This is a genomic window from Rhodanobacter sp. Root561, from assembly GCF_001427365.1.
In the GTDB taxonomy this organism is placed as follows: Bacteria; Pseudomonadota; Gammaproteobacteria; order Xanthomonadales; family Rhodanobacteraceae; genus Rhodanobacter.
The window spans coordinates 201,624-226,377 of sequence record NZ_LMGH01000012.1 but is presented as its reverse complement, the minus strand read 5'-3'; the positions used below and the strand labels follow the sequence as shown (position 1 = coordinate 226,377).

General features: G+C 66.2%; 22 protein-coding genes. 11 read left to right on the top strand and 11 right to left on the bottom strand.

Translation table 11 applies throughout. The features are described from left to right. Positions 1-89 precede the first annotated feature (89 nt). Entirely contained in the window at positions 90-590 is a 501-nt protein-coding gene (locus tag ASD55_RS11985; RefSeq protein ID WP_056714990.1) for a GNAT family N-acetyltransferase, read from the top strand. A 1-nt stretch (position 591) separates the two neighbouring features. Here the strand turns inward: ASD55_RS11985 and ASD55_RS11980 are convergent, their stop codons facing one another. Genes ASD55_RS11980 through uvrA form a run of 3 tightly spaced genes read right to left on the bottom strand, consistent with a single transcriptional unit; the run spans position 592 to position 4,616 of the window. Further along, positions 592-1,227 (bottom strand): AraC family transcriptional regulator, encoded by a 636-nt coding sequence (locus ASD55_RS11980; RefSeq protein ID WP_056714993.1) that lies wholly within the window; start codon positions 1,225-1,227, stop codon positions 592-594. A 6-nt stretch (positions 1,228-1,233) separates the two neighbouring features. Next, positions 1,234-1,677 (bottom strand): thioesterase family protein, encoded by a 444-nt coding sequence (locus ASD55_RS11975; RefSeq protein ID WP_082542758.1) that lies wholly within the window; start codon positions 1,675-1,677, stop codon positions 1,234-1,236. Then, positions 1,674-4,616 (bottom strand): excinuclease ABC subunit UvrA, encoded by a 2,943-nt coding sequence (gene uvrA, locus ASD55_RS11970; RefSeq protein WP_056766403.1) that lies wholly within the window; start codon positions 4,614-4,616, stop codon positions 1,674-1,676. Before uvrA ends, ASD55_RS11975 begins: the two co-directional genes overlap by 4 nt. Positions 4,617-4,756: 140 nt before the next feature. On the opposite strand from uvrA, the gene ASD55_RS11965 reads away from it, so the two are divergent. From ASD55_RS11965 to ASD55_RS11940, 6 genes are all read left to right on the top strand, one after another. Next, the gene (locus ASD55_RS11965) at positions 4,757-5,272 is read left to right on the top strand and encodes a DUF2059 domain-containing protein (RefSeq protein WP_056766402.1); all 516 of its coding nucleotides are present in this window, start codon (positions 4,757-4,759) and stop codon (positions 5,270-5,272) included. Positions 5,273-5,423: 151 nt separating this feature from the next. Next, positions 5,424-5,738, top strand: coding sequence for a 50S ribosomal protein L21 (gene rplU / locus ASD55_RS11960; protein WP_056766400.1), 315 nt, complete (start codon positions 5,424-5,426; stop codon positions 5,736-5,738). Positions 5,739-5,757: 19 nt separating this feature from the next. Then, entirely contained in the window at positions 5,758-6,015 is a 258-nt protein-coding gene (gene rpmA, locus ASD55_RS11955; protein ID WP_007806105.1) for a 50S ribosomal protein L27, read from the top strand. A 176-nt stretch (positions 6,016-6,191) separates the two neighbouring features. Further along, positions 6,192-7,271 carry an Obg family GTPase CgtA gene (cgtA, locus tag ASD55_RS11950; protein WP_056715621.1) on the top strand — a complete coding sequence of 360 codons (1,080 nt, stop codon included), beginning with the start codon at positions 6,192-6,194 and terminating at the stop codon, positions 7,269-7,271. Between the two features lie 203 nt (positions 7,272-7,474). After that, positions 7,475-7,801, top strand: coding sequence for a cupredoxin domain-containing protein (locus ASD55_RS11945; protein WP_056715623.1), 327 nt, complete (start codon positions 7,475-7,477; stop codon positions 7,799-7,801). Between the two features lie 4 nt (positions 7,802-7,805). Continuing rightward, a complete protein-coding gene (locus tag ASD55_RS11940; protein ID WP_056715627.1) occupies positions 7,806-8,690 on the top strand; it encodes an FTR1 family protein in 885 nt (294 codons plus the stop codon). On the opposite strand, the gene ASD55_RS11935 is transcribed toward ASD55_RS11940, so the two are convergent. The 5 genes from ASD55_RS11935 to ASD55_RS11915 all read right to left on the bottom strand — a co-directional run bounded on the left by ASD55_RS11935 (position 8,672) and on the right by ASD55_RS11915 (position 15,341). Then, on the bottom strand, positions 8,672-10,075 hold the full coding sequence (locus ASD55_RS11935) for a hypothetical protein (RefSeq protein WP_056715630.1): 1,404 nt from the start codon (positions 10,073-10,075) through the stop codon (positions 8,672-8,674). The two genes, ASD55_RS11940 and ASD55_RS11935, sit on opposite strands and share 19 nt — an antisense overlap. Next, complete coding sequence (locus ASD55_RS11930; protein WP_056766397.1) at positions 10,075-11,763, bottom strand: molecular chaperone HscC; 1,689 nt, start codon at positions 11,761-11,763, stop codon at positions 10,075-10,077. The genes ASD55_RS11935 and ASD55_RS11930 overlap by 1 nt, the downstream gene beginning before the upstream one ends. 42 nt (positions 11,764-11,805) lie before the next feature. After that, positions 11,806-13,413: a carboxyl transferase domain-containing protein gene (locus ASD55_RS11925; protein WP_056766395.1), complete on the bottom strand. Its 1,608-nt coding sequence runs from the start codon at positions 13,411-13,413 to the stop codon at positions 11,806-11,808. 156 nt (positions 13,414-13,569) lie between these two features. Beyond that, positions 13,570-13,995, bottom strand: a complete 426-nt coding sequence (locus ASD55_RS11920; RefSeq protein ID WP_056715640.1) for a hypothetical protein — start codon at positions 13,993-13,995, stop codon at positions 13,570-13,572. A 161-nt stretch (positions 13,996-14,156) separates the two neighbouring features. Further along, positions 14,157-15,341: an acetyl-CoA C-acyltransferase gene (locus ASD55_RS11915; RefSeq protein WP_056766394.1), complete on the bottom strand. Its 1,185-nt coding sequence runs from the start codon at positions 15,339-15,341 to the stop codon at positions 14,157-14,159. Between the two features lie 227 nt (positions 15,342-15,568). Between ASD55_RS11915 and ASD55_RS11910 the strand changes: the two genes are divergently transcribed. Beyond that, entirely contained in the window at positions 15,569-18,403 is a 2,835-nt protein-coding gene (locus tag ASD55_RS11910; protein WP_056766496.1) for a S8 family serine peptidase, read from the top strand. Positions 18,404-18,419: 16 nt separating this feature from the next. On the opposite strand, the gene agaR is transcribed toward ASD55_RS11910, so the two are convergent. From agaR to ASD55_RS11895, 3 genes are read right to left on the bottom strand one after another with little or no spacing between them, the layout of a single operon-like run. Continuing rightward, on the bottom strand, positions 18,420-19,217 hold the full coding sequence (agaR, locus tag ASD55_RS11905; protein WP_056715648.1) for a transcriptional repressor AgaR: 798 nt from the start codon (positions 19,215-19,217) through the stop codon (positions 18,420-18,422). Then, positions 19,214-20,452 (bottom strand): amidohydrolase family protein, encoded by a 1,239-nt coding sequence (locus ASD55_RS11900; RefSeq protein ID WP_056766392.1) that lies wholly within the window; start codon positions 20,450-20,452, stop codon positions 19,214-19,216. The genes agaR and ASD55_RS11900 overlap by 4 nt, the downstream gene beginning before the upstream one ends. Before the next feature lie 25 nt (positions 20,453-20,477). Then, the gene (locus tag ASD55_RS11895; protein WP_235577794.1) at positions 20,478-21,383 is read right to left on the bottom strand and encodes a fructose-bisphosphate aldolase; all 906 of its coding nucleotides are present in this window, start codon (positions 21,381-21,383) and stop codon (positions 20,478-20,480) included. Here ASD55_RS11895 and ASD55_RS11890 point away from each other — a divergent pair. The 3 genes from ASD55_RS11890 to ASD55_RS11880 are packed head-to-tail and all read left to right on the top strand — an operon-like array spanning position 21,330 to position 24,525. Next, positions 21,330-22,679, top strand: a complete 1,350-nt coding sequence (locus ASD55_RS11890) for a tagatose-6-phosphate ketose isomerase (protein WP_235577793.1) — start codon at positions 21,330-21,332, stop codon at positions 22,677-22,679. The two genes, ASD55_RS11895 and ASD55_RS11890, sit on opposite strands and share 54 nt — an antisense overlap. Continuing rightward, entirely contained in the window at positions 22,676-23,599 is a 924-nt protein-coding gene (locus ASD55_RS11885; RefSeq protein WP_056766386.1) for a carbohydrate kinase family protein, read from the top strand. Before ASD55_RS11890 ends, ASD55_RS11885 begins: the two co-directional genes overlap by 4 nt. Beyond that, positions 23,596-24,525 carry a 1-phosphofructokinase family hexose kinase gene (locus ASD55_RS11880; protein ID WP_056766384.1) on the top strand — a complete coding sequence of 310 codons (930 nt, stop codon included), beginning with the start codon at positions 23,596-23,598 and terminating at the stop codon, positions 24,523-24,525. The genes ASD55_RS11885 and ASD55_RS11880 overlap by 4 nt, the downstream gene beginning before the upstream one ends. Positions 24,526-24,754: the final 229 nt, after the last annotated feature.

The following is a 24,754-nucleotide window of genomic DNA, read 5'->3' as shown; positions in this document are numbered from 1 at the left end:
GCACCTGTTCCCGTGCTGGTCAGGATTGTCCAAGCGTCGGCGCCGGGGATTCACTATCGTGGCGTGCGTATTCCGCATGGAGACCCACCATGTCCGCTACTTCGACGATCGATATCGCCGCCGCCCGGCGGCCGGACGATATCGCGATCGTGCGCGAACTGTTCCTCGAATACGTGGACAGCCTCGGCATCGACCTTTCCTTCCAGGACGTGGCCGCGGAGCTGGCACAGCTGCCCGGCAAGTACGCGCCGCCCCGGGGCGCGATCCTGATCGCGCGCGATGGTGCAGGATCGGTGCAGGGGTGCGTGGCGCTGCGCCCCTGGTCGGAGCCGGGCACATGCGAGATCAAGCGCCTCTATGTTCGACCCGCGGCGCGCGGGCAGGCGCTGGGGCGACGACTGGCCGAAGCGGTGATCGCCTCGGCGGCCCGGGCCGGCTACGTGCGCGTGCTGCTGGACACGCTGGCCTCGATGAAGGCGGCGCGGCAGCTGTATGTCGCGCTGGGCTTTCGCCCGGTCCCGCCGTACTACGACAACCCAGTGCCGGACACACTGTACATGGCGCTTGAGCTCGAGCCGGGGACGCCCTGAGCTATACCGCTGCCCAGCCCGCCTGGAAGGCGGCGGGAGTCATGCCGAACGTCTTGACGAATTCGCGGTTGAGATGGGCCTGGTCGTAGAAGCCCGCTTCGAGCGCCGCGTCGATGATCAAGGCGCGATCGCGCAACAAGGCCTTGGCCTTGTGCAGGGCCAGCATGACGTGGAAGTTGTGCAGGCTGCTGCCGGTCTCGCGGCGGAACGTGCGGGCCAGGTGGCCGGCGGAAACCGCGCAGGCTTGCGCGATCGCTTCCACGTCGGTGTGCAACGAGGGACGCTCGCCCAGCAACGCCCTGGCCTGCACGCCCAACGCATCGCGGGGACCGCCAGCCGGGACATTCTTCGTGGCTGGCGGCACGAAACGCGAGATGAACGCCCAGCCGCTGCCGTCCACCGGCTCGAAGCGGTGGATCACGCCCCCCGGCACCACGACGCTGTCGCCAGCGGCAACCTCGCGGCAGGTCGTGGGAAGGCGCAGCCGCGCCCGGCCTGCCAGCACCTCGACGATTTCGTCGCCGGCGTGGAAGTGCGGCCGGAAGCGCCAGTCATGGCGCGCGCCTGCAATCGTCTCGACCCAGCCGGACCCGCCCGGGCGGACCGTGAATGAGGTGCGGGCGACCGGGATGCGCATGGTCGGCTAGATGGCGGCGCCGCGGATCGCCTCGGGCAGCGGCACGGGCTTGCCGCTGGCCGGGTCCATCCACACCATCACCACGTGACCGTCGCAGTACAGCCGGTCGGGCTGGTCGGCGTCGACCACCCGGTGCGCGATGGTCATCGAGCTGTTGCCCATGCGCTCGCAGAACAACTGCACCTGCAGTTGCGCAGGCCAGGCGATGGGGCGACGGTAGTTGATCTGGCTGGCGGCCATCACCGGCATCGCGTGCTCGTCGAACCAGGGGCCGGGCACGTGGCTCAGCCACTGCAGCCGCGCCTCTTCCAGGTAGGTGAGGTAGCTGGAATTGTTGACGTGGTTGAACGCGTCGAGGTCGCGCCAGCGCACGCCGAGCGAGGCGACGAACAGGGGGACGTCGGACGCCCCGGTTCCGTTTTCGGCAATGCCGGGCGAAGGATTGCTCATGCAGGCTTCTTCTTTTTTCCGCTGCCGCGCATCGGCTTGTACTTGTCGGCCGAGGCGATGTGCTTGGTGGCGGCCTTGATGCGCTTGGCGGTGCCCGGCTTTTTCGGTTTGGCCGGTTTCAGGTGCGGCGCGAGGAAATGGCCGGTGTGCGATGCGGGTGTGGCCGCCACGGTTTCCGGCGTGCCGGCGACCAGGATGCGGCCGCCGCCCGCGCCACCTTCGGGGCCCAGGTCGACGACCCAGTCGGCGGTCTTGATCACGTCGAGGTTGTGTTCGATCACCACCACGGTGTTGCCCTGGTCGACCAGCTGGTGCAGCACGTCGAGCAACTGCTCGATGTCGTGGAAGTGCAGGCCGGTGGTGGGTTCGTCCAGAATGTAGAGCGTGCGGCCGGTGTCGCGCTTGGAGAGTTCCTTGGACAGCTTCACGCGTTGCGCCTCGCCACCCGACAGCGTGGTCGCGCTCTGGCCGAGCTTGATGTAGTCGAGGCCCACGGCGCGCAGCGTGTCGAGCTTGCGCGCGATGGTCGGCACGTTCTCGAACAGCTTCAGCGCATCCTCCACCGTCATGTCGAGCACGTCGGCAATGGTGTGGCCCTTGTACAGGATCTCCAGCGTCTCGCGGTTGTAGCGCTTGCCGTGGCAGACGTCGCAGGGCACGTAGACGTCGGGCAGGAAGTGCATCTCCACCTTGATCATGCCGTCGCCTTCGCACGCCTCGCAGCGGCCGCCGCGCACGTTGAAGCTGAAGCGGCCCGGCGTGTAGCCGCGCGAGCGCGCCTCCGGCACCTGCGAGAACATGTCGCGCAGCGGGGTGAACAGGCCGGTGTAGGTGGCCGGGTTGGAGCGTGGCGTGCGGCCGATCGGCGACTGGTCGATGTCGACCACCTTGTCGAACAAGTCCATGCCCGTGACGGACTTGTGCGGCGCCGCCTGCGTGCCGGCGCCGTTCAATTCGGCGGCGGCGAGGCGGAACAGCGTGTCGTTGACCAGGGTCGACTTGCCCGATCCGGAGACGCCGGTGACGCAGGTGAACAGGCCGGCCGGGATCGCCAGGTCGACGTTCTTGAGGTTGTTGCCGCTGGCGCCTTTCAGGTGCAGCCACGACTCGTCGTCGATCGGCTGGCGGCGTTCCTTGGGTACCTCGATCGCGCGCGCGCCGGAGAGGAACTGGCCGGTGACCGAGCGTGGTGAGTCCAGCATGTCCTGCACGCTGCCCTGCGCCACGATCTCGCCGCCGTGCACGCCGGCGCCGGGGCCGATGTCGAGCACGTGGTCGGCCATGCGGATCGCGTCCTCGTCGTGCTCCACCACGATCACCGTGTTGCCGAGGTCGCGCAGGCGGGTCAGCGTGCCGAGCAGGCGCTCGTTGTCGCGCTGGTGCAGGCCGATCGAGGGTTCGTCCAGCACGTACATCACGCCGACCAGGCCGGCGCCGATCTGCGAGGCGAGCCGGATGCGCTGTGCTTCACCGCCGGACAGCGAGTCGGCCTGGCGATCCAGCGTGAGGTAGTTGAGGCCGACGTCGTTGAGGAAGGTCAGCCGCTCGCGGATTTCCTTGACGATCTTCACCGCGATCTCACCACGCCAGCCGGTGAGCTTCAGTTCTTCGAAGAACTGAAGCGCGTCGTCGATCGAACGATGGGTCAACGATGGCAGCGCATGGTCGGCGACGAACACGTTGCGCGCCGAGCGGTTGAGTCGCTGGCCTTCGCAGACCGGGCAGGGCTGGTCGCTGATGTACTTCGCCAGCTCCTCGCGCACGGCGGCGGATTCGGTTTCCTTGTAGCGTCGTTCCAGGTTGGGCAGGATGCCCTCGAACGGGTGTTCGCGGGTGACCTTGCCGCCGCGTTCGGTGATGTAGCGGAACGCGATGCGTTCCTTGCCGCTGCCGTACAGGATGGCCTTCTGGACGTCCGCCGGCAGCTTCTGCCACGGCGCGTCCACGTCGAAGCAGTAGTGCGCCGCCAGCGACAGGATCAGCTGGAAATAGTGCGCGTTGCGTCGATCCCAGCCGCGCACCGCGCCGCTGGACAGCGCCAGCTCGGGGTGGCCGACCACGCGCCCGGCGTCGAACACCTGGGTCACGCCGAGGCCGTCGCAGGATGGGCAGGCGCCCACCGGCGAATTGAACGAGAACAGTCGCGGCTCCAGCTCGGGCAGCGAGTAGTCGCAGACCGGGCAGGAGTAGCGCGAGGACAGCAACTGTTCCGGTGCGTCGGCCGTGTCCATGTTCGCCAGGATCACCAGCCCGTCGCCCAGCCGCAGCGCGGTCTCGAACGATTCGGCCAGGCGCTGCTTGATGTCGTCGCGCGGGCGGAAGCGGTCGACCACCACTTCGATGGTGTGTTTCTGGCGCAAGGTAAGCGGCGGCACGGCGTCGAGGTCGTACACCGCGCCGTCGACGCGGGCACGCACGAAGCCCTGCGCGCGCAACTGCTCGAACACCTGCACGTGCTCGCCCTTGCGCTCGCGGATCACCGGCGCCAGCAGCATGTAGCGCGTCTCCGCATCGAGCGCCAGGGTGGCGTCGACCATCTGGCTCACCGTCTGCGCTTCCAGCGGGATGCCGTGGTCGGGGCAGCGCGGCGTGCCGACGCGGGCGTACAGCAGGCGCAGGTAGTCGTACACCTCGGTGATCGTGCCCACGGTGGAGCGCGGGTTGTGCGAGGTGGATTTCTGCTCGATCGAGATCGCCGGCGACAGGCCTTCGATGTGGTCGACGTCGGGCTTCTCCATCATCGACAGGAACTGTCGCGCATACGCGGAAAGCGATTCCACGTAGCGGCGCTGGCCTTCGGCGTAGATGGTGTCGAAGGCCAGCGAGGATTTGCCCGAACCGGACAGGCCGGTAATCACGATCAGCTGATCGCGGGGCAGGTCGAGGTCGATGTTCTTGAGGTTGTGCGTGCGCGCACCGCGGATGCGTATGGTGTCCATGGACGCCGGATATGGGGGGGAACCATTACTATACCAAGGAGTTTTGATGGTTCAGTGTCGACGGCGTCAGGTGGCGGTCGAATTTGGCTCACCGTTCCGGCTGTGGCTAAATGCCGGTTTCACCCGTACGGAGGCGAGTCATGAAGAAATGGGCGGGAACCGCTGCTGCTGCAGCGCTGGCGCTGGGCGCCGCCGGACAGGCCGTTGCCGCGCAGCCGAGCGAAAAGCAGGTGCGCGAACTGTTCGAGGTGATGCACATGGATCGCATGTTCGGGCAGATGAACACGCAGATGGTCACGGTGATGGGTCAGGCCGTGCCTTGCGTTCCGGCGTCCTACTGGCAGGGTTTCATCGACGCCAGCGGCACCCGGCAATTGCTGGGTCAGATGGTGCCGATCTACCAGCGCCATTTCACTGCCCAGGATGTCGCCGGCTTGCTGAAGTTCTACCGCTCCCCGCTGGGCCAGAAGGTCATCACGCAGATGCCGGTAACGATGGCCGAGGGCATGAAGGTGGGCCAGGCCTGGGGGCGCGAGCGCGGCCAGACGATGATCAGGCAGCTGCAGCAGAAGGGTACGCTGGACGCCAATGGCCAGTGTCCGGCCAGTCCCGCGGCGGCGAAGCCGGCCGTTCCAGCGCCCGGGCCGGGCCACTGAACGGCTCGCCGCGGGGGCGCGGCAAGGCCGTTCGGGTCCGGCGTGGTCAGTAATTGACCAGCGCGGGGTCACGTCGCTATAATCCGCGGTTCGCCAGACCTGTAAAGGGTCATGGCGATACCCAAGAGAATAACGACAGAAGGGCATTCCCATGAGTTATGCAGTCATCAAGACCGGTGGCAAGCAGTACCGCGTCATGCAGGGCGACGTCCTGCGCGTGGAGCTGTTGACCGCCGAAGAAGGCGCCACCATCAGTTTCGACCAGGTATTGATGGTCGGTACCGGTGAGTCGGTCGTCGTTGGCGCGCCGGTTGTAGAGGGCGCCACCGTCAGCGCCACCGTGCGCAAGCACGGTCGTGCCGACAAGATCCGCATCATCAAATTCCGCCGCCGCAAGCATTACAAGCGTCAGCAGGGTCACCGTCAGCATTTCACCGAAATCGAGATCACGGGCATCAACGCCTGAGCAACTGGAGCATTGAGTCATGGCACATAAAAAAGGCGTAGGTTCCAGCCGCAACGGTCGCGATTCGAACCCGAAATACCTCGGCGTCAAGATCTACGGTGGCCAGGCCATCGAAGCCGGCAACATCATCGTGCGTCAGCGCGGCACCCAGTTCCATCCGGGTGTGGGCGTGGGTCTGGGTCGTGACCACACCCTGTTCGCGCTGATCGACGGCACCGTCAAGTTCGCCATCCGTGGCGACAAGAACCGCCGTTTCGTCGACGTCGTCCAGGCGTAAGCCTGTCGCGATGCGATAGCGAAGGCCCCGCCTCGGCGGGGCTTTTCGTTTGCGGCAGGGAATCGGGAATGGGGAATCGGGAATGGTAAAAGCGGGGTTTCCGCAAGTCCCGTACCCTATCCTGATTGCGCGCTCTTCCCATTCCCGATTCTCCATTCCCTATTCCCGGCTCCCCCATGAAATTCGTCGACGAAGCACACATCAAGGTTATGGCCGGTGACGGCGGCAATGGCTGCATCAGCTTTCGCCGCGAGAAGTTCATCCCGTTCGGCGGCCCCGACGGCGGCGACGGCGGCTTCGGCGGCTCGATCTGGCTGGTGGCCGACGAAGGCCTGAACACGCTGATCGACTTCCGCCACCAGCGCAGCTTCAAGGCGAAGCGCGGCGAGAACGGCATGGGCAGCCAGATGTATGGCAAGGGCGGCGAGGACACCACGATCCGCGTGCCGGTCGGCACCATGATCACCAATGTCGACACCGACGAGGTGATCGGCGACCTGACCAGCCACGGCCAGCGCATGCTGGTGGCCCAGGGCGGCAAGGGCGGACTGGGCAATATCCATTTCAAGACCTCGGTGAACCGGGCGCCGCGCAAGGCCACGCCGGGCACGCCGGGCGACGTGCGCGAGCTGAAGCTGGAGCTGCGCCTGCTGGCGGATGTCGGCCTGCTCGGTTTCCCAAATGCCGGCAAGTCGACCTTCATCCGCGCGGTGTCGGCGGCGACGCCGCGGGTGGCGGATTATCCGTTCACCACCCTGCATCCGAACCTGGGCGTGGTCAGCCTGGGCACCGACCAGAGCTTCGTGATCGCGGACATCCCCGGCCTGATCGAGGGCGCCTCCGAAGGTGCCGGACTGGGCATCCAGTTCCTGCGTCATGTGTCGCGCACCAGCCTGTTGCTGCACATTGTCGACATCGCGCCGATCGACGGCTCCGATGTGGCCGGCCAGGTGCGGGCGATCGAACAGGAGCTGGAGAAGTTCAATCCCGAACTGCTGGAGCGTCCGCGCTGGCTGGTACTGAACAAGGCCGATCTGCTGGCCGAGGACGAACGCCAGGCAGCGGCGGAGCAGGTGGTCGCCGAGCTGGGCTGGACCGCGCCGTGGTTCTTGGTCTCCGCGGCCACCCGCGACAACACCATGCCGGTCTGCCAGCACGTGCAGCGTTTCTTCGAGTCCCAGCGCGAGGAAAACCGGGAGCGTACCGACATGCTGCCCAACGACGTGCGCCTGCGCGGGGAACCGCCGCAGGACTGAACCGCGTCGGCTCGCTGCCCTCCATTCCAACCGGGCTCCTGATCCAGATCAGGGGCCCGCTTGCGTTCTGCTGCCAGAATGACGCCCGTCGCCCGCAGCGATGCCAGCCCCGTGCCTTGCCGGACGGCGGGCTTGAATGCGGGCTTTCTTGTCGCCATGGTTGATAATGATTATCAATCAACTTGATGAGGCATGACCAAGCCATGAAAATCCTGATGTCCGCCTTGCTCGCCTTGATGCTGCCACTGCTGGCCAGCGCGACCGACGTGCCCGGCTACACGCTGACCCTGAAAGACCACCGCTATCAGCCCGCGGAGTTGCATATCCCTGCCAATACCCGGGTGAAGGTGGAACTGGTCAACCAGGACCCGTCACCGGAGGAATTCGAGAGCGATGATTTTCCGGCGGAGAAGATCGTGATGCCGAACAGCCGCATCAGCATCTTCATCGGTCCGTTCAAGCCGGGTCGTTACCGCTTCTACGGCGACTTCCACCAACCCACGGCCCAGGGCACGCTGGTGGTGGAGTAGCGCCATGTGGGCCATCGCCTTGCTGGTATTTCGCGAAGTGCTGGAAGCGGCGCTGATCGTCACCGTGGTCGCCGCCGCCACCCGCGGCGTGCCGCGGCGCGGCTGGTTTGTCGGCGGCGGCATCGCGCTCGGCGTGCTGGGCGCGGTGCTGGTGGCGTTGTCGGCCAACCTGCTGGCCGATGCCTTCAGCGGCGCGGGCCAGGAGTTGTTCAACGCGGCCATCCTGATCGCCGCCGTGCTGATGATCGGCTGGCACGTGTTGTGGATGTCCAGCCATGGGCGGGAATTGAGCCGGCAGATGCAGGCACTGGGCACGGCCGTGCACAGCGGCGCGAGTTCGCTTGGCCTGCTGTTGCTGGTGGTGTCCCTGGCGGTGCTGCGTGAAGGTTCGGAAGTGGTGCTGTTCCTGTACGGCATGCGCGCCGGCGGTGCGGATCACCTGTGGGCCGGGCTGACGCTTGGCGTGCTGGCCGGGGCGGCCGTGGGTTTCGGCCTGTATGCGGGCTTGTTGCGGATTCCGTTGCGCCACTTTTTCGGCGCCACCAACGCCATGCTGGTGCTGCTGGCCGCTGGACTGGCCTCCAGCGCCGCACGCTACCTGATCCAGGCCGACCTGCTGCCTGCCTGGGGGCAGCCGTTGTGGGACAGCTCGTGGCTGCTCGGCAACGGGTCGCTGCTGGGCCAGACCGCCCACGTGCTGATCGGTTACGACGCCCGCCCGGCTGGCATGCAGATGGTGTTCTATGCCATGACCTTGCTGGTGCTGTGCTGGGGCGCATGCTTCGTGCGGCGTCAGCAAACGCAGCGGGCAGGAACCGGCACGATGCCTGCGCGCACCACGTCTGCTGACGATGCCTCGTCGAACCTCGGTCAGCGAACGTTGGCCTGACCTCGGGGTTGCCTTCGCAGATCGGCCGTCCATGCCAGCATGGCTGCCGCGGCGACGACATCACCGGACGACACCAGGTCTGCGCCCAGGCCCGCATTCAATACGGCGTGGAGCACCGGAATGGCCAACAGGAGCGCCAGTCGGACGTAGCCCGAATTGAACGCCGCATAGCGGCTCGCGTGGTGGTACCAGTAGCGACGAACCGAAAGCCACAAGGCCGGGGCGATCAGCACGAGTCCGGGACCGTCCTGCCCCAAAGCGCCAAGCACCACGCCGGCACCGCACAGGAGCGGCACCACGTACTTGCGCGCGGCGCGTTGCCGTCCGGCCGGTTCCCGTTCGATGTACCAGAAGACGAGTGCAGACCAGGCCATCCAGAGAGCCCACAGCGCACTCGGCACCATCATGACGCCGACGACGACCAGCATGGGGCGAAGCGCGATTCTGTCGATGCAGAGCAAGCTCAGCAGCGGCGCCAGCACGATGCCAAGCAGCAGCATGCCCACGCTGCGGACGCCACCCAGGATCAGCCGCGGACGAGTGACGCGCTGACGATCTGCAGCGGCCAGCCAGAACCCGAGCTGGGTGCGGTCGATCGTTTCGGGCAGGTCTTCCGGGTGGTTGTCGCTTACCTCGGCGACGAAGTCCGCGATGCGTTCGGGAACGACGACATTCACGCCCAGCCAGAGCACACGCAGCCAGCGGAACGGGCGCTGCAACTGGCGCAGAACCCAATGCGCCCGCCAGCGTTGCAGCGGCGTATGCAGTTCCAGCCGCGCGCCAAGACTTTCTTCGTCGCTGTCCTGCAGTTGCCAGGCCAGTCGAGAACGCCGGGTGAGCTGCAGCATGGCCAGTGGATCGTGGTCGGCCAGTGCGTGATCGAGATCGAAGAAGCGCAGCAGGGCCTCCATGCAGTCGACCGGCATCGGTGGCACCTGTTCATGGAGCTCGTTCAGCAGGTATCGGCCGATCCGTGTCTTGAACTGCAACGACCACAGTTCCTGGCGGCCCGCCAGCCACGCCTGCAGCGCCGCGGCATCGCCGATCGAAGCCTGCGCAAACACGGCGCTGCAGAAGGCGTCCAGGTCGAAACGAGGCGGCGCGGGTGGCTCGATGGCGGCCGGGAGATCCGGTGCGGCCGTGGCTGCCAAGGATGCGGAGGGCAAGGGCAGGGATGGCTCACGCATCGGCTCATGCGATGGTACGGACTCATGGACGGCCGCGGCCCGGTAATGGGCCAGCGCCGCCTGATAGGCGGCATGCAATTGCTGGAACCCTTGCGGGTCGTCGTCGGGGCGGGTGCTGCGAAGCCGCTGGGCATACGCGCGCTTGATCGCGCGTTCGTCGGCGTCGGCGGCCAGTCCGAGCAGCTCGAGCGGCGACATCAGGCCGACTCCAGCGTATCCAGCGCGCGGCCGAATTCGCGGCGATGCTCGCGGATGATCGCCTCGTCCTGGCTTTCCAGTGCGGTGCGGAAACGCGCGATCCATTCCTGCAACTGGTCGCGCGCATGCAGGTGTTCCTCGTACAGGCGCTCGGCGCGGGCCAGCATGGCGAGGTTTTCCTGCTTGCTGCGCGGATGGATCTTCAGATCGTTCAGCGCCACCAGGCGTTCGCGGATCTGCTGCGCGTCGAGCAGGCCGGGATTCTGTTCCAGCAGCAGCTCGTAGCGACGATCACTGGTGTGCACGTGCGCTTCGACCTGCAGCACACCGTTGATGTCGTAGGTGAAGCGCACGGTCACCGCGTTCTCCGCGATCGACAGCATCGGGTCGATGTCCACCGTCAGCTCGCCCAGCTTGATGTTCTTCTCGACCAGCGGGCTCTCGCCCTGATAGACGTCCAATTGCACTTGCCTTTGCCGTTCCTGGACCGGCCAGAACGTCTCCTCGCGGCTGACCGGCACCGTGCTGTTGCGCTGGATGACCGGTTCGAAGAAGCCCGTCACGGCGCGCCCCTGTTCGTCGCGGCGCGCCACTTCGGTACCCAGCGAATACGGGCACACGTCGGTGAGGATGATCTCGTCCAGGCGCTGGTCGCGCGACTTCAGCCCAGCCGCGATGCACGCGCCCAGCGCGATGGCCTGGTCGGGGTTTACGTGACGCAGCGGCAACCGGCCGAACATACGCGACACCGTGCGGGCGACCAGCGGCATGCGGCTGGCGCCGCCAACCAGCACGATCTCGTCCAGCTGTTCCGGTTTCAGCCGGGCATCGCGCATCGCCCGCTCCAGCGGTGCGCGCATGCGCTGCACCAGCGGATCGGCCAGCCGGTTGAAGCGTTCCTCGTCGATCTGCCAGTCCAGCTGCCGGTCGCCCAGCGGAAATTCGATGCGTGCATGACCTTCGCTGCCCAGCGTGCGCTTGGCCGCCTCCAGCCGCCGTCGCAGCTGGCCGCGCTGGCTGGCGTCCAGCGCGTCGTCGGCGAGTTTCAGGTCGGCGCGGCAGGTCTGCTCCAGCAGGTCGAGGAAGTCCTCGCCGCCAAGGAAGTTGTCGCCGGCGCTGGCATGGACTTCGACCACGCCCTCGAACATCTCCAGCACCGACACGTCGAAGGTGCCGCCACCGAGGTCGAAGACCAGGAAGCGGGCGCCATCGGATTGTTCGCGCAGGCCGTAGGCCAGCGCGGCAGCGGTGGGTTCGTTGATCAGCCGCTCGACGCGGATGCCGGCCAGCTCGCCGGCGGCGCGGGTGGCCTTGCGCTGGGCATCGGAGAAATACGCCGGCACGCTGATGACGGCCTCGCCGACCTTTTCCCCCAGCGCCGCCTCGGCATCGGCGAGCAGCGAGCGCAGGATCAGCGCGGACAGTTCTTCCGGGCGGAAGCTGTGCGTGCCCAGCCGGGTCTCGCGCGAGGTTCCCATCCAGCGCTTGAAACTGGCCACGCTCATCTGCGGATGGCTGACCAGCCGGTCGCGGGCCGGCTGACCGACGATCACCTGGCCGGCCTCATCGACGCTGACCACCGAGGGCGTGAGGAACTCGCCCAGCGCATTCGCGAACAACCGCGGCCCCGTTTCGTCGTAACAGCCGATCAACGAATGCGTGGTGCCCAGATCGATACCGACAATCATCCCTGACTTCCCCTGTGAAGTCGTTGTACCAGACGGAAAAGCTTACATGCGGAACACGCCGTAACGCTGCGGTTCGATCGGCGCGTTCATCGACGCGGAGATGGCCAGGCCCAGCACCCGCCGCGTGTCGACCGGGTCGATGATGCCGTCGTCCCACAGGCGGGCGCTGGCGTAGTACGGATGGCCCTGACGCTCGTACTGCTCGCGCAGCGGCGCCTTGAAGGCTTCCTCCTCGTCGGCCGACCACTCGCCACCCTTGGCCTCGATGCCGTCGCGCTTGACCGTGGCCAGCACGCTTGCGGCCTGCTCGCCGCCCATCACCGAGATGCGGGCGTTCGGCCACATCCACAGGAAGCGGGCGCCGTAGGCCCGACCGCACATCGCATAGTTGCCGGCGCCGAAGCTGCCGCCGATCACCACGGTGAACTTCGGCACGTGCGAGCAGGCCACCGCGGTGACCATCTTGGCGCCGTCCTTCGCGATGCCGGCCTGCTCGTACTTCTTGCCGACCATGAAGCCGGTGATGTTCTGCAGGAACACCAGCGGCACGTTGCGCTGGTTGCACAGCTCGATGAAGTGCGCGCCCTTGAGCGCGCTCTCGGCGAACAGGATGCCGTTGTTGGCGACGATGCCCACCGGGTAGCCGTGGATGTGCGCGAAGCCGCAGACCAGGGTCTTGCCGTAGCGCGCCTTGAACTCGTGGAACTCCGAGCCGTCGACGATGCGCGCGATCACCTCGCGGATGTCGAACGGGCGGCGGGTGTCCTGCGGGATCACGCCGTACAGTTCCTCGGCCGGATACTTCGGTTCGACCGGCGCACGCAGCGCCAGTGGCATCTCTTTCTTGCGGTTGAGGTGGGCCACGATGTCGCGGGCGATCGACAGCGCGTGCGCGTCGTTCTCGGCAAAGTGGTCGGCCACGCCGGAGATGGACGTATGGACGTCCGCGCCGCCCAGCGTCTCGGCGTCCACCACTTCACCGGTGGCGGCCTTCACCAGCGGCGGGCCGCCGAGGAAGATCGTGCCCTGTTCGCGCACGATGATGGTCTCGTCGCTCATCGCCGGCACGTAGGCGCCGCCGGCGGTGCACGAGCCCATCACCACGGCGATCTGCGGGATGTTCAGTGCCGACATCCGCGCCTGGTTGTAGAAGATCCGGCCGAAGTGTTCCTTGTCCGGGAACACCTCGTCCTGCAGCGGCAGGAAGGCGCCGCCGGAGTCGACCAGGTAGACGCAGGGCAGGCGGTTTTCCAGCGCCACTTCCTGCGCGCGCAGGTGCTTCTTCACGGTCATCGGAAAATAGGTGCCGCCCTTGACCGTGGCGTCGTTGGCGACCACCACCACCTCGATGCCGTTGACCCGGCCGATGCCGGTGATCACGCCGGCGGCAGGGGCGTCGCCGTCGTACATGCCATGCGCCGCCAGCGGCGACAGTTCGAGGAACGGCGAGCCGGGATCGAGCAGGGCGCGGATGCGCTCGCGGGGCAGCAGCTTGCCGCGGGCCACATGCTTTTCGCGCGCCCTGGCGCCGCCGCCCTCGGCGCTGCGGACCAGTTCGCGCTGCAGGTCCTCGACCACGGTGCGCAACTGCTGGCTGCTGGCCTGGAATTCGGGCGAACGCGGATCGATCTGCGATGCAATGACGCTCATGAAAGGAAGCTCACGGTCGGGTTCCCGTCGGGGACAAACCATGGATGATAGCCGGCGTTGTGCCGTGACAAAAACATTCCGCGCAGCCGGTTAATCACGGGCCAAAAAAAACGGTCGCACGAGGCGACCGTTTCTTTAATGCAGAACCGAGAGGGATCAGTGACCCTTCATCGCGTCCTTGGCCTTGTCGGCAGCGTCCTTGGCGTTGCCAGCGGCGTCCTTCGCAGCGTCGGCAGCCTTGTCGGCGGCGTCGGCAGCGTTGCCGGCGGCGTCCTTGGCCTGCGACATGGCGTCCTTCGACGCATCGGTGTTGGCCGGAGCAGCGGCGGAAGCCGCGACGGCAGCCTGTGCAGCCTGATCGGCGGCCTGGCCAGCTGCGTCAGCAGCGGTCTTGGCCTGGTCTGCAGCCTGCTCAGTCGCCGGGGTCGGAGCTGCCGCGGCAGCCTGCTGCGCCGTATCGGCAGCCTGCTGTGCGGTATCAGCCGACTTCTGGGCGTCCTGCGCGGAATCCTGCGCGCCGTTGCTGCATGCCGCCAACAGCGCGACGAGCGCGGCGGCGAGTAGGGTACGCGTAAACTTCATGGTGGATCTCCTTTGCCGTGGAATGCCGTTTGGCCGTGTATTAATAACGCTTTCGTGGACATTGCGCCAGATGTTTATGGCGACCCTTCAGTGCGTATTAAAAACAGATTTAACCGGCCGTCATGTGAATATTGCGCGACAGTGGCCGGTCGGCCTCGGGATCAGTCAATGGATTCGATCGCGATGGCGGTCGCCTCGCCACCGCCGATGCACAGGGAAGCCACGCCGCGCTTCAGGCCACGCACCTTCAGCGCGTTCAACAGGGTTACCACCAGCCGCGCACCGCTGGCACCGATCGGGTGACCCAGTGCGCAGGCACCGCCGTTGACGTTGAGCTTGTCGTGCGGGATGCCCAGCTCCTTCATCGGCGTCATCGCGACCACGGCGAACGCCTCGTTGATCTCGAACAGGTCCACGTCGCCGACCTTCCAGCCAGCCTTGTCCAGCACCTTCTGGATCGCGCTGACCGGCGCGGTGGTGAACCACTGCGGCTCCTGCGCATGGGTGGCGTGGGCCACGATCCGCGCCAGCGGTTTCAGTCCCCGCTTGTTCGCGTCGTCGGCGGAAAGCAGCACCACCGCAGCGGCACCGTCGGAAATGCTGGAGGAGCTGGCCGCGGTGATCGTGCCGTTCTCCTTGCGGAAGGCGGGCTTCAACGTGGGGATCTTCGCCACGTCGGAACGACCCGGCTGCTCGTCGGTATCGACCACCACGTCACCCTTGCGGCCGCTCACCGTGACCGGGGCGATCTCGTCGGCGAAGGCGCCGTTCTGCTGGGCCGCCTTGGCCCGGTTGACCGACTCGATCGAGAACGCGTCCTGCTCTTCGCGGGTGAAGTGGTACTTGTCGGCGCACAGTTCGCCGAACACACCCATCGCCTTGCCGTCGTAGGGATTGGTCAGGCCGTCCCAGGCCATGTGGTCGACCAGCTGGCCATCGCCGTAGCGGATGCCGGTGCGGGCGTTGACCATGTGCGGCGCATTGGTCATCGACTCCATGCCGCCCGCCACCACCACGTTGGCCGAGCCCGCCTTGATCAGGTCATGGCCGAGCATGATCGCCTTCATGCCCGAGCCGCACACCTTATTGATGGTGGTGCAGCCGGTGCCGACCGGCAGGTCCGCGCCCAGAGCCGCCTGACGCGCCGGGGCCTGGCCGAGGTTGGCGGGCAGCACGCAACCCATGATCACCTCGCTGACGTCGGCGGGGGCCACGCCGGACTGCTGCAGCGCCGCGCGAATGGCGACGGAACCGAGCTTCGGGGTGGGGACGCCGGTGAACTGGCCCAGGAACGAGCCGATCGCTGTGCGCTTCGAACCGACGATGACGACGCTGACATCCGACATGGACAACTCCGCTTGCAAGACTTTGGTGGGGCGCGAACGCCTGAAAGGAAACTCGCTGATTATCGCAGTCCGCCGGGAAGCTGGGCAAACCGCGACGAATCCTTGAGGCGCAAGGACTTGCGGGTATTTCATTGGAATTTTGTTGTGCGAAGATGCGTGTGGGGACTGCGCCGGGTGGGCTGGCTGCACCGACGGTGGTCAGATCGAAACGCGCGTGCGGGGGCATGATGAACAGAATCGATTCGGTTTTCCGGCGTCGCGAGTTGGCGCTGCTGGTGGCGGTGGCGCTGGGGTTGAGCGCCTGCGGCGGTGGCGGCAACGTCAAGCCGACACCGCCACCGACGACGCCGAGCTCGCCGCCGCCCACCACCACGACCAACCAGCCGCCGCTGGATGCCCAGCTTGCGCTCACCAGCACCTACGGCGCGCACAGCTTTGGCTACACGGGCGTCGGCGTGACCATCGGCGTGGTCGACAGCGGCATCATGCGCAACCATCCCGCGCTGGCTGGACGGGTTAAGCAGGAACTGGTCTACGTCGATCCCGCGGCCAACAACACGGCGATCGATGACGTGGTCGGCCACGGCACCTGGGTCTCGCAGATCGCCGCCGGCCAGGCATTCGATCAGTTCCCCGGCGGCATCGCGCCAGGCGCCAGCCTGGTATCCGCGCGAATCATCAGCGATGTCACGCCCAAGGACGACGGCTCGGGGCAGGGCAACGAAGTCACCGCTGCCGATGCCGACTTCTTCGCGCAGACGCTGAACCCGGCGCTGATCAATGCCGGCGTGCAAGTGATGAACAACTCCTGGGGCGGCATCTACTGGGACACCGCGAACGCCAGCATCAACCAGGCCTTCGCCCAGGCCTACCAGCCGTTCGTGGTGCAGCATGGCGGGCTGGTGGTGTTTGCCGCCGGCAACGACTCGCGCAGCGATCCCAGCGACATCGCCGCGTTGCCCAGCCTGGCGCCACAACTGGAAGCCGGCTGGTTGGTCGCGGTAGCCGTCGACAGCAATCACCCGACCCAGTTGGCCAGCTATTCCAATGCCTGTGGCAAGGCGATGAATTACTGCCTTGCCGCGCCGGGCGACGTGATCGTCAGCGACAAGGATGCCGTGGCCGGTACCAAACCCACCTACTGGATCGTGAGCGGAACGTCGTTTGCGGCACCGGAGGTATCCGGTGCCGCGGCACTGGTGTGGCAGGCGTTTCCGTATTTCAGCAACGACCTGGTGCGGCAGACCCTGCTGGGCACGGCCAATGACCTTGGCGCACCCGGTCCCGATGCGACGTTCGGCTACGGCATGCTGAATACATTCAGGGCGGTCAACGGGCCAGCCAGGTTCGACTGGGGCGATGTCACGGTGAACTTCAGCGGTACCTCGACCTGGGGCAACGCGATCTCCGGCGCCGGCGGGTTGATCAAGCAGGGGTCGGGCAGGCTCAACCTCTGGGGCGGCAGCAGCACCTATACCGGCCTCACCCAGATCCAGGAAGGCACGCTCGCCGTGGCCGGGTTGAGCAGCCCCGTCGAGATCGGCGCGCAGGGCACCTTGATGTCCGGCGACACGCCGCAGGATCCCACCGGCTTCACGGTTTACAACAACGTGACCAACGCCGGCGTCCTGGTGGCAAGTCAGGGCGACGTCTATCTGAGCGGCAACTACGTGCAGCAGGACAATGGTCGACTGGCGGTATCGCTGGGGTCGCAACTGCACGTCAATGGCACGGCCACCCTGTCCGGTGGCGACCTGTACGTGTTCGGCGCCAATACCGGCTATACGCTCGACTCGCACACCACGGTCCTGACGGCCAACGGCGGCCTCACGGGTACCTTTTCGGCATTGAACACCGCACCCAGCGTGGTGCTGACCGCCACGCTGGGTTATGACAGCATCAGCGCCTGGCTGGACGTGCAACAGGTGAACCTGAGTCAGATCCAGGGCCTGCCTTACACCGCCGCCAGCTACGGCGCCGCGCTGCGCACACAGAACGCGTTCGCGCAGATCAACACCCAGTTGCAGGGCGCCAGTAGCGGGACACCCGTCGGCGCCAGCTTCATCGCCGGCGCCGCGAGCCTGCAGCACGCCGTGTCCACCGACGTGATGCAGCATTCGCTGGCCAGCCTCTCCGGCCAGCTGCATGCCGCCAGCGCGGCGATGACGTTCGAGGCGATCGATGCCGGTACGCGGGCGTTGTCCGATCGCTTCGACAGCCTGCTCGACGCACCGACCGTGGGTGGCTGGACGCAGAACCTCGGCTATCACGGCGGCCTGTCGCGCAGCGGCTACGACAGTGTCGGCTACGACCTTGGCGGCTCGCTGGTCGGACAGGACTATCGCGTCGACGGCAACGGCATCGTCGGTTACGCGCTGGGCCAGAGCCAGGGCCTGGGGCGGCTGACCGAGCGTGCGGACCAGGGCTACAGCCATGCGCTGGAAGCGATGCTGTATGGCGGCGTGATCCACGGCTCGTGGTACACGATGGGGCGCTTCGGCATCGGCAGCTACCGCGAAACCATGCGCCGTCAGCTGCAGCTCGGTGATCAGTTCGCCGGGGTGGCCAGCGACGGCAACGGTCGTTACGGCGTGGCCTACGGCGAAAGCGGCTATCGCCTGGCGCTGGGCCGCACGCAGGTCACTCCTTACATGAACCTGCAGTATGCGCAGATCCAGCGAGACGGTTTCAACGAGCGGGGCGCCTACGGATTCGGCCTGAAATCGGCGGCGCAAACCACGGCGCGCTGGCGGGCCGGCGCGGGCCTGCGCGCCACGCGTGACTGGGCCTTGCCCGGTGGCGGCAGCCTCAGCCTGCAGGGCCGCGTGTCGTGGCAGCAGTCGTTCGGCGTGCGCGGCGAAGTGTTCGACGCGAGTTTCAGCGGTATCGATCAGTTCGCTCCGGTCGGTGGCATCGGGCTGTCGCGTTATGGCGGCGTGCTCGGCACCACGCTGGACTGGCGCATGAGCCCGCGCGCAAGCCTGCAGATGGGCTACGACGAGTATCTCGGTCAGCGCCAGCGGGCCAGGATGGCTACGGCGAATTTCCGTCTGGACTTCTGAGCGGCGCCCGCCGACGTCAGACCAGCACGACCTGCACGCCGGCGGTGCGCAATGCCTCGACGGTTTCGGCCGGCGCGCTGGTGTCGGTGATCACGATGTCGAGGTTCTTCACCGGCGTGATCACCGACAGGCTGCGCTGGCCCAGCTTGCTGGCATCGAGCACGGCAATGGTCTGGCGCGAGACGCGGATCATCAGCGCATTCAATGCCGCCTCGAGCGGATCGGGCGTGGTTACGCCCACCTCCGGATCGAGGCCGTCGACGCCGAGGAACAGGCGATCCGCGGAAAGCTTGGCCAGCGCCTGCTCGGCATCCGGGCCGACCAGTGAATACGAAGTCTGCCGAAGCATGCCACCCAGCATCATCACTCGAATCTGCGGCAGGCCGGACAGCTCCATCGCGATATTCAGCGCGTTGGTGATCACCGTGAGCGATTCGAACTTCAGCTGGCGGATCTGCCGGGCGATCTCCACCGTGGTCGAGCCGGAGTCGAGGATGATCGTCTCGCCGTCCCGGATCATTTTCGCCGCGGCCTGGCCGATGCGCAGCTTCTGCGCGTGCCAGCGAGTTTCCTTGATATTGAGCGGGGTGTCGTTCGTTGCTGGCGCAGCCGGCAAGGCGCCGCCATGCGAGCGGGCGATTGCCGAGCTGCGCGCGAGCGCGTCCAGGTCTGCACGGATGGTGACGGTGGAGGTGCCGAAGCGGGTTGCCAGTTCTTCCACCGTGGCGCGCCCCTGCTGTTCGACCAGTTCGACGATCAGGCGGCGACGTTCTTCGACCAGCAGGCGGCGGGAGGCGACGGGGGTTTCACTCATGGGGCGATTTTCAGAAGTCGGGCGGCGTTGTCATGGTAAACCTTGCGCAGCACTTCGTCCGGCAGGCCGAGTCCATAGATCGACCAGCGACCCTGCGGCGGCGTCGGTGCTGGTGCGTAATCGAAGTATTCGTCGTCGGTTTCCAGGAAACGGTAGTAGATCTCGTAGAGCTCATCGCCGAACAGCTGCTGCGGCACGTCGTCGCCGTACGGTGATGGTACCGCGTCGGTGCCGAACATGATCCGGTCCTGGTAACGGTCGAAGAAGCGTTGCGCGATGCGTGGCTGGCGACCCAGCTCGCCGATGCGCGCGCTGATGTCGATCACCGTGTTGGGGAAGCGATCGAGACAGGCGGCCACGGCGGCGAGGTTTTCCGCGTTGTTGCCCACGTGAAGCAGGGCGAACGTGGTCTTCGGATGGCGTGCGATCAGGCGGTCGCGCGCGGCGAGCAACTCCGCATTGCCGGGGAACTCCGGACCGTAGAACGACCAGTCCGGATGATTGGCCAGTTCCTCGTAGCGCTCGTTGTTCTCGTCGGTAGGCAGGAAGAATGCCTCCGGGTCGGAGACGTGCAGGAATACCGGCAGGTCGTGGGCGGCACAGGCTTCCCACATCGGATCGAAGCGGCGGTCGTCCACCGCCACCAGCGGGCCTTCATCGATCCGCTCTCGCAGATACAAGCCCAACGTCTTCAGCAGCTTCAGTCCGCGCGCGCCGACATGTTTGGCATGGTCGATCGCGTCGCCCTGCAGCTGCGCGTAGTTCGGTTCGGCAAAGTATTCGTATGACGGTTCGGTGAGGGTGAGGAAACGGCCGGGTGCGGCCTGGTCGAAGCTGCGAATGCTCTTTTCCAGGCCGGCGCCGACACCGCCGGTGAGGTTCACCAGGGTACGGATGCCCTTGCGATCCATCACCGGCAGCAGATCCTCTGGCCGGGCGAACAAGGTCACTTCTTCGCCCACCGAGATGCCGCTGCGCACGTTGCTCGACCAGCTCAGGTGCGCGTGCACGTCGATGACCGGGAAGCGCGGTTGCTCGATGCGCGTCTTCGGTACCTGCAGCATGCTGCGCGGCTGGAAGTCCTTCAGTCGCAACCCGCTCTTGCCAGCGTCAGGCCGGGTTTGCAGGGGATTCCTGCTGCCATCGATGCGCACCGTACCGGCGCCGCCGGGCGGCGCGCAGCACAGGCAGCCGGCCTGCATCAGGAACTGCGATCGGGAGGAACTGTCGCTCATCGGGCTGCGTGCCTCGTCTGCCTGTTCAGCGCGGATATTTCGCCATGATGTCGTGGACGGAGCGGACCAGCGCCACTGCCTGATCGAACGGGCGCAGCCACATGTTGCGACCGAACATCACGCCATTGGCGCCGGACTGCATGTAGAACTCGACCTTGCGCAGTACCGCAGTGTCATCGTCGTTCTTCTCGCCGCCGGAGAACAGCACCATCGTGCGACCGGCCGAGCGCACCACGCGTTCGCAGCGGGCAGCGGCGTCCTCCTGCAACTTGTCGTAAGGCGCCGGTACATTCGCCACGCTGTCGTTCGGCTCGTGCAGCTTGACGATGTCGGCACCCATCTCCAGCGCCACGCGGGCAGCGTAATCCTGCACGTAGAGTGTATTGGTGCCACCCCTGGCGTTGACCGCGCTGCCGCGGGGATACGCCCACATGACCAGCGGCATGCCATAGCGTTCGCAGTCCTGGCGCACCTTTTCGAACTGGCGGATTTCGTCGTGCTGGCGCGGCGAACCCACGTACATGGTGTAGCCGACCGCGTCGGCACCGAGGCGCACCGCGTCCTCGACCGAGGCGAACAGCGGCGAGGTGGCTTCGGCGTCGCTGGCGATGTTGGTCTTGCCGTTGAGCTTGAGGATCAGCGGCAGCCGACCGCAGTACTCGGCCATGTACTTCTCGGCCAGGCCAATGCCCAGCGCGATGGCAGAAAAGCCACCGGCCGCGGCGAGCTCGAACTGATAGCTCGGATCGACGGCCGGCGGGTGGGGAAAGAAATCGGTGGGACCATGCTCCAGTCCCTGGTCAAGCGGGAGCACCAGCAAGCTGCCGTTGCGCGGACCGTAGCCGTACAGCAACCGCCACAGACGGGTGCGCTTGCCATGGGACAGGGCGAGCCGGGAAAGTTGGCTGCCGGTGTTCGAAACCTCTTGCAAGCTTTGTTTCATTTCGAATACTCTCGGTTCGGAAGCTTAATACTTTCATATTCAATCGAATTTGGCAAAATGTCAAAATTAAGCAATAAAACGAAAGTTTCGATCGAGCTGGACGCCTTGCATGCAGCCCCGTTGGCGGCGCAGCAGGCGCACGGCTACGCCGATACCCTGCGCGAGATCCTGCAGCAGCCGGCGACCTGGTCGGATACGGCCGAGCTGCTGCGCCAGCCGCAACTGCGCGAGCTGATGCAGGCAGCGCTGGTGCCGCGCCCGAGCCATATCGTGCTGACCGGTTCGGGCAGCTCCATGTATATCGGCGAATGCCTGGCACCCAGCCTGCAGGTCGAGTTGGGTATCCCCGCCCAGGCGATTGCAGCCGGCAGCTTGCTCACGCACTGGCGCAGTGTGCTACCACCCGGCGCCGGCTTGCTGATTTCGCTGGCGCGTTCCGGCGACAGCCCGGAAAGCTGTGGCGTGGTGGATCGCCTGCTGGCGGATGCCCCCGACTATCGCCACATGGTCATCACCTGCAACGCCAACGGCAAGCTCGCCACCCGTTATCGCAATGACCCGCGGGTCACCGTGCTGGTGCTGGACGAGCGCACCAATGACCGTAGCCTGGTGATGACCAGCAGCTTCACCAACCTGTTGCTGGCCGGCTTCGGCCTGGTTCAGCGTGGAGGCAGCGACGCCCTCGCGGCGGTAACCCGGCTGGCGCGCGGCGTCCAGCGCATCTTCGACGAGCAGGCCGATGCGCTTGCGACCGTCGCCCGTGGCGAGTTCGGCAACGTCGTCTATCTCGGCAGTGGCGGCGCGCTCGGCGCGGCCCACGAATGTGCGCTGAAGATGCTGGAGATGACCGGCGGCGCGGTCGTCACGGTGGCGGAAACTTATCTCGGCCTGCGCCACGGGCCGATGTCGAGCCTGGACGACAGGACTCTGGTGGTCGGCTTCCTGTCACCGGACCCGGCGGTGCGTGCCTACGAGCTCGACCTGCTGCGCGAACTGTCACGCAAGCAGTTGGGCATGACCCGTGTGCTGGTGGGTGAACACATTCCGGCAGATGTGCTGGGGCCGCACGACGTGGGGATCGAGCAGGCAGGCCTGGGCGCGACGGATGATGCATTGCCGCTGCTGGCGGATGTGGTGGTGGGGCAACTGCTCGCGTTCTTCCGTTGCCTCGAGCTGGGTGGCAAACCCGACACGCCGTCGCAGGGCGTACTCACGCGCGTGGTCGAGCACTTTCCGATGCACCGGGAGCGCAGCTCGGAAAGCGAGCATGAGGGGGACGCATGAAGCGCATCCTGGTCGTCGGCGAAATCAACGTCGATCTGGTCTTCAAGCACTGCCATGCCTTGCCTGCGCCAGGCCGCGAAGTGCTGGCCGACGACTTCTGCATGACGCCAGGCAGCTCCTCGATGATCTGTGCGATGGGGCTGGCCCGGCTGGGCAATCCCGTGGCATTCCGCGGCAAGCTCGGTGACGACAGCTGGGGAGCCTATTGTCTCGATGCGTTGCGTAACGCCGGCATCGACATTGCCGCCGTGCAGCCGCAGGCGAGCTTGCGCACCGGCGTCACCGTCTCGCTGTCGACGCCGCAGGATCGCGCCCTGGTGACGTTCCCCGGCGCGATCGCCACGCTGCGCGCGGACGAAGTGGACGATGCGTTGCTGGCCAGCGCCGATCACCTGCATGTCTCCTCGTACTACCTGCAGCGTGCGCTGCGGCCCGATTGCCGCGCACTGTTCGCGCGTGCGCATGCCGCGGGTCTGAGCACTTCGCTCGATCCCGGTTTCGATCCGCAGCAGGCGTGGGCGTCCGACCTGCTTGGCACGCTGGAGGAAGTCGACCTGTTTCTGCCCAACGAGCTGGAGTTGGCGGCCATCACTGGCCGCGAGCGGCTGCTCGATGGCCTGCATGCGCTGCACAACGGGCGCACGCAAACCGTGGTGAAGCGCGGACAGCTCGGCTGCGCCAGCCTGGATCAGGGACGACTGCTCGAAGTGCCGGCGTTTGCGGTCCATCCGGTCGACAGCACCGGCGCCGGCGATTCGTTCGACGCCGGTTTCCTGCATGCGTGGCTGCGTGGCCAGACCCTGCAGGACTGCATGCGCTGGGGCAGTGCCTGCGGCAGCCTCTCCACGCGCCGAACCGGCGGTACGGTCGGCCAGGCCAGCGTATCGGAAGTGGACACCCTGCTGGCGGACCTGTCGTGATCACGGTCATCGGTTTCAACACCGCGATCGATCGGCTCATCCGGCTGGATGCGCTGCGTCCCGGCGAAGTCAGCCGCGCACTCGACGAACAGGCGTATCCCGGCGGCAAGGGGTTGCACGTGGCACAGACCATTGCCGCGCTGGGTGAGCGCGTGCAACTGGTCGGCCTGGTCGACCCGGCCCATCGCAACATGATCGGTCGGCTGCTGTGTGAACGCGGCGTTGTGTTCCACGGCATCGAGGTTGCCGAGAGCCTGCGCACCTGCATCGCGTTGCAGGACGCGGACGGCCAGGTCACCGAGATTCTCGGGCAGGGGCCGCTGCTGGACGGCGCGCAGCAGGAAGCCTTGCTGCGCGCGTTTCGTCGTGGCGTCGATGACAGCGAGCTGATCGTGCTGTCCGGCAGCCTGCCGCGAGGGTTTCCGTCGACCACCTACGCTGAACTGGCAGCGCATGTGCGCGATGCCGGCAAGCGCTGCCTGATCGACGCCGGTGGCGAACTGCTGCAGCACGCGGCACAGACTCGACCATTTCTGGTCAAGCCCAATCGCGACGAGATCGCCGAGCTGCTCGGACGTCCGATCGGCGATCTCGCCGCGGCAGTCGACGCGGTTCGCGAACTGCATGCCGGCGGCATCGCGATGCCGGTGGTGACGATGGGTGCACTGGGCGCGGTGGCTGCCGATGCGAGTGGCGTCTGGCATGCCTCGATCGAACTGGAACAGGTACGCAACACGGTGGGTTCCGGCGACTGCCTGCTGGCCGGCATGACGGTGGGCATGGCGCGAAACATGAATTTGGAGGGGATCTTGCGTCTGGGCGTGGCCTGTGGCTCGGCCAATGCGCAAGGTCAGGAAACCGGTTTCGTCGAACGACGGGCGGTGAAGACGTTGCTCGCAAAGGTTCGAGTGCAGCGTCTGGCGTGATTGAAAAGCAGGAAGTCAAACCGGGCCAGTCATGGGTCCGGCAGGGAGGCTTTTGTCCGAAATTCTGGAGAACGTGCAAGCGAGTTCGTGGGCAGGAGGTGTTCCCACGGATAACCACAACCGCCTGTGGCAGAGGGGAGGGCATTTCTGCGCAGGGCGACAACGAACTACGTGAGGGGCATTTCAATGCATGCTGAAAAGAATGATGGTTTCACCGTCGCGGGCAGGA

What these genes read in the sequence shown, in the direction of transcription:
- ASD55_RS11945 (WP_056715623.1), top strand. Translation starts at nt 7,475, where the DNA reads ATGAAAATCCTGATGTCCGCCTTGCTCGCCTTGATGCTGCCACTGCTG.
- ASD55_RS11885 (WP_056766386.1), top strand. Translation starts at nt 22,676, where the DNA reads ATGAAGCGCATCCTGGTCGTCGGCGAAATCAACGTCGATCTGGTCTTC.
- ASD55_RS11910 (WP_056766496.1), top strand. Translation starts at nt 15,569, where the DNA reads ATGAACAGAATCGATTCGGTTTTCCGGCGTCGCGAGTTGGCGCTGCTG.
- rplU (WP_056766400.1), top strand. Translation starts at nt 5,424, where the DNA reads ATGAGTTATGCAGTCATCAAGACCGGTGGCAAGCAGTACCGCGTCATG.
- ASD55_RS11930 (WP_056766397.1), bottom strand. Translation starts at nt 11,763, where the DNA reads ATGATTGTCGGTATCGATCTGGGCACCACGCATTCGTTGATCGGCTGT.
- ASD55_RS11965 (WP_056766402.1), top strand. Translation starts at nt 4,757, where the DNA reads ATGAAGAAATGGGCGGGAACCGCTGCTGCTGCAGCGCTGGCGCTGGGC.
- ASD55_RS11975 (WP_082542758.1), bottom strand. Translation starts at nt 1,677, where the DNA reads ATGAGCAATCCTTCGCCCGGCATTGCCGAAAACGGAACCGGGGCGTCC.
- ASD55_RS11900 (WP_056766392.1), bottom strand. Translation starts at nt 20,452, where the DNA reads ATGAGCGACAGTTCCTCCCGATCGCAGTTCCTGATGCAGGCCGGCTGC.
- ASD55_RS11935 (WP_056715630.1), bottom strand. Translation starts at nt 10,075, where the DNA reads ATGTCGCCGCTCGAGCTGCTCGGACTGGCCGCCGACGCCGACGAACGC.
- cgtA (WP_056715621.1), top strand. Translation starts at nt 6,192, where the DNA reads ATGAAATTCGTCGACGAAGCACACATCAAGGTTATGGCCGGTGACGGC.
- ASD55_RS11980 (WP_056714993.1), bottom strand. Translation starts at nt 1,227, where the DNA reads ATGCGCATCCCGGTCGCCCGCACCTCATTCACGGTCCGCCCGGGCGGG.
- ASD55_RS11925 (WP_056766395.1), bottom strand. Translation starts at nt 13,413, where the DNA reads ATGAGCGTCATTGCATCGCAGATCGATCCGCGTTCGCCCGAATTCCAG.
- ASD55_RS11920 (WP_056715640.1), bottom strand. Translation starts at nt 13,995, where the DNA reads ATGAAGTTTACGCGTACCCTACTCGCCGCCGCGCTCGTCGCGCTGTTG.
- agaR (WP_056715648.1), bottom strand. Translation starts at nt 19,217, where the DNA reads ATGAGTGAAACCCCCGTCGCCTCCCGCCGCCTGCTGGTCGAAGAACGT.
- ASD55_RS11890 (WP_235577793.1), top strand. Translation starts at nt 21,330, where the DNA reads ATGGGACAGGGCGAGCCGGGAAAGTTGGCTGCCGGTGTTCGAAACCTC.
- rpmA (WP_007806105.1), top strand. Translation starts at nt 5,758, where the DNA reads ATGGCACATAAAAAAGGCGTAGGTTCCAGCCGCAACGGTCGCGATTCG.
- ASD55_RS11915 (WP_056766394.1), bottom strand. Translation starts at nt 15,341, where the DNA reads ATGTCGGATGTCAGCGTCGTCATCGTCGGTTCGAAGCGCACAGCGATC.
- ASD55_RS11940 (WP_056715627.1), top strand. Translation starts at nt 7,806, where the DNA reads ATGTGGGCCATCGCCTTGCTGGTATTTCGCGAAGTGCTGGAAGCGGCG.
- uvrA (WP_056766403.1), bottom strand. Translation starts at nt 4,616, where the DNA reads ATGGACACCATACGCATCCGCGGTGCGCGCACGCACAACCTCAAGAAC.
- ASD55_RS11985 (WP_056714990.1), top strand. Translation starts at nt 90, where the DNA reads ATGTCCGCTACTTCGACGATCGATATCGCCGCCGCCCGGCGGCCGGAC.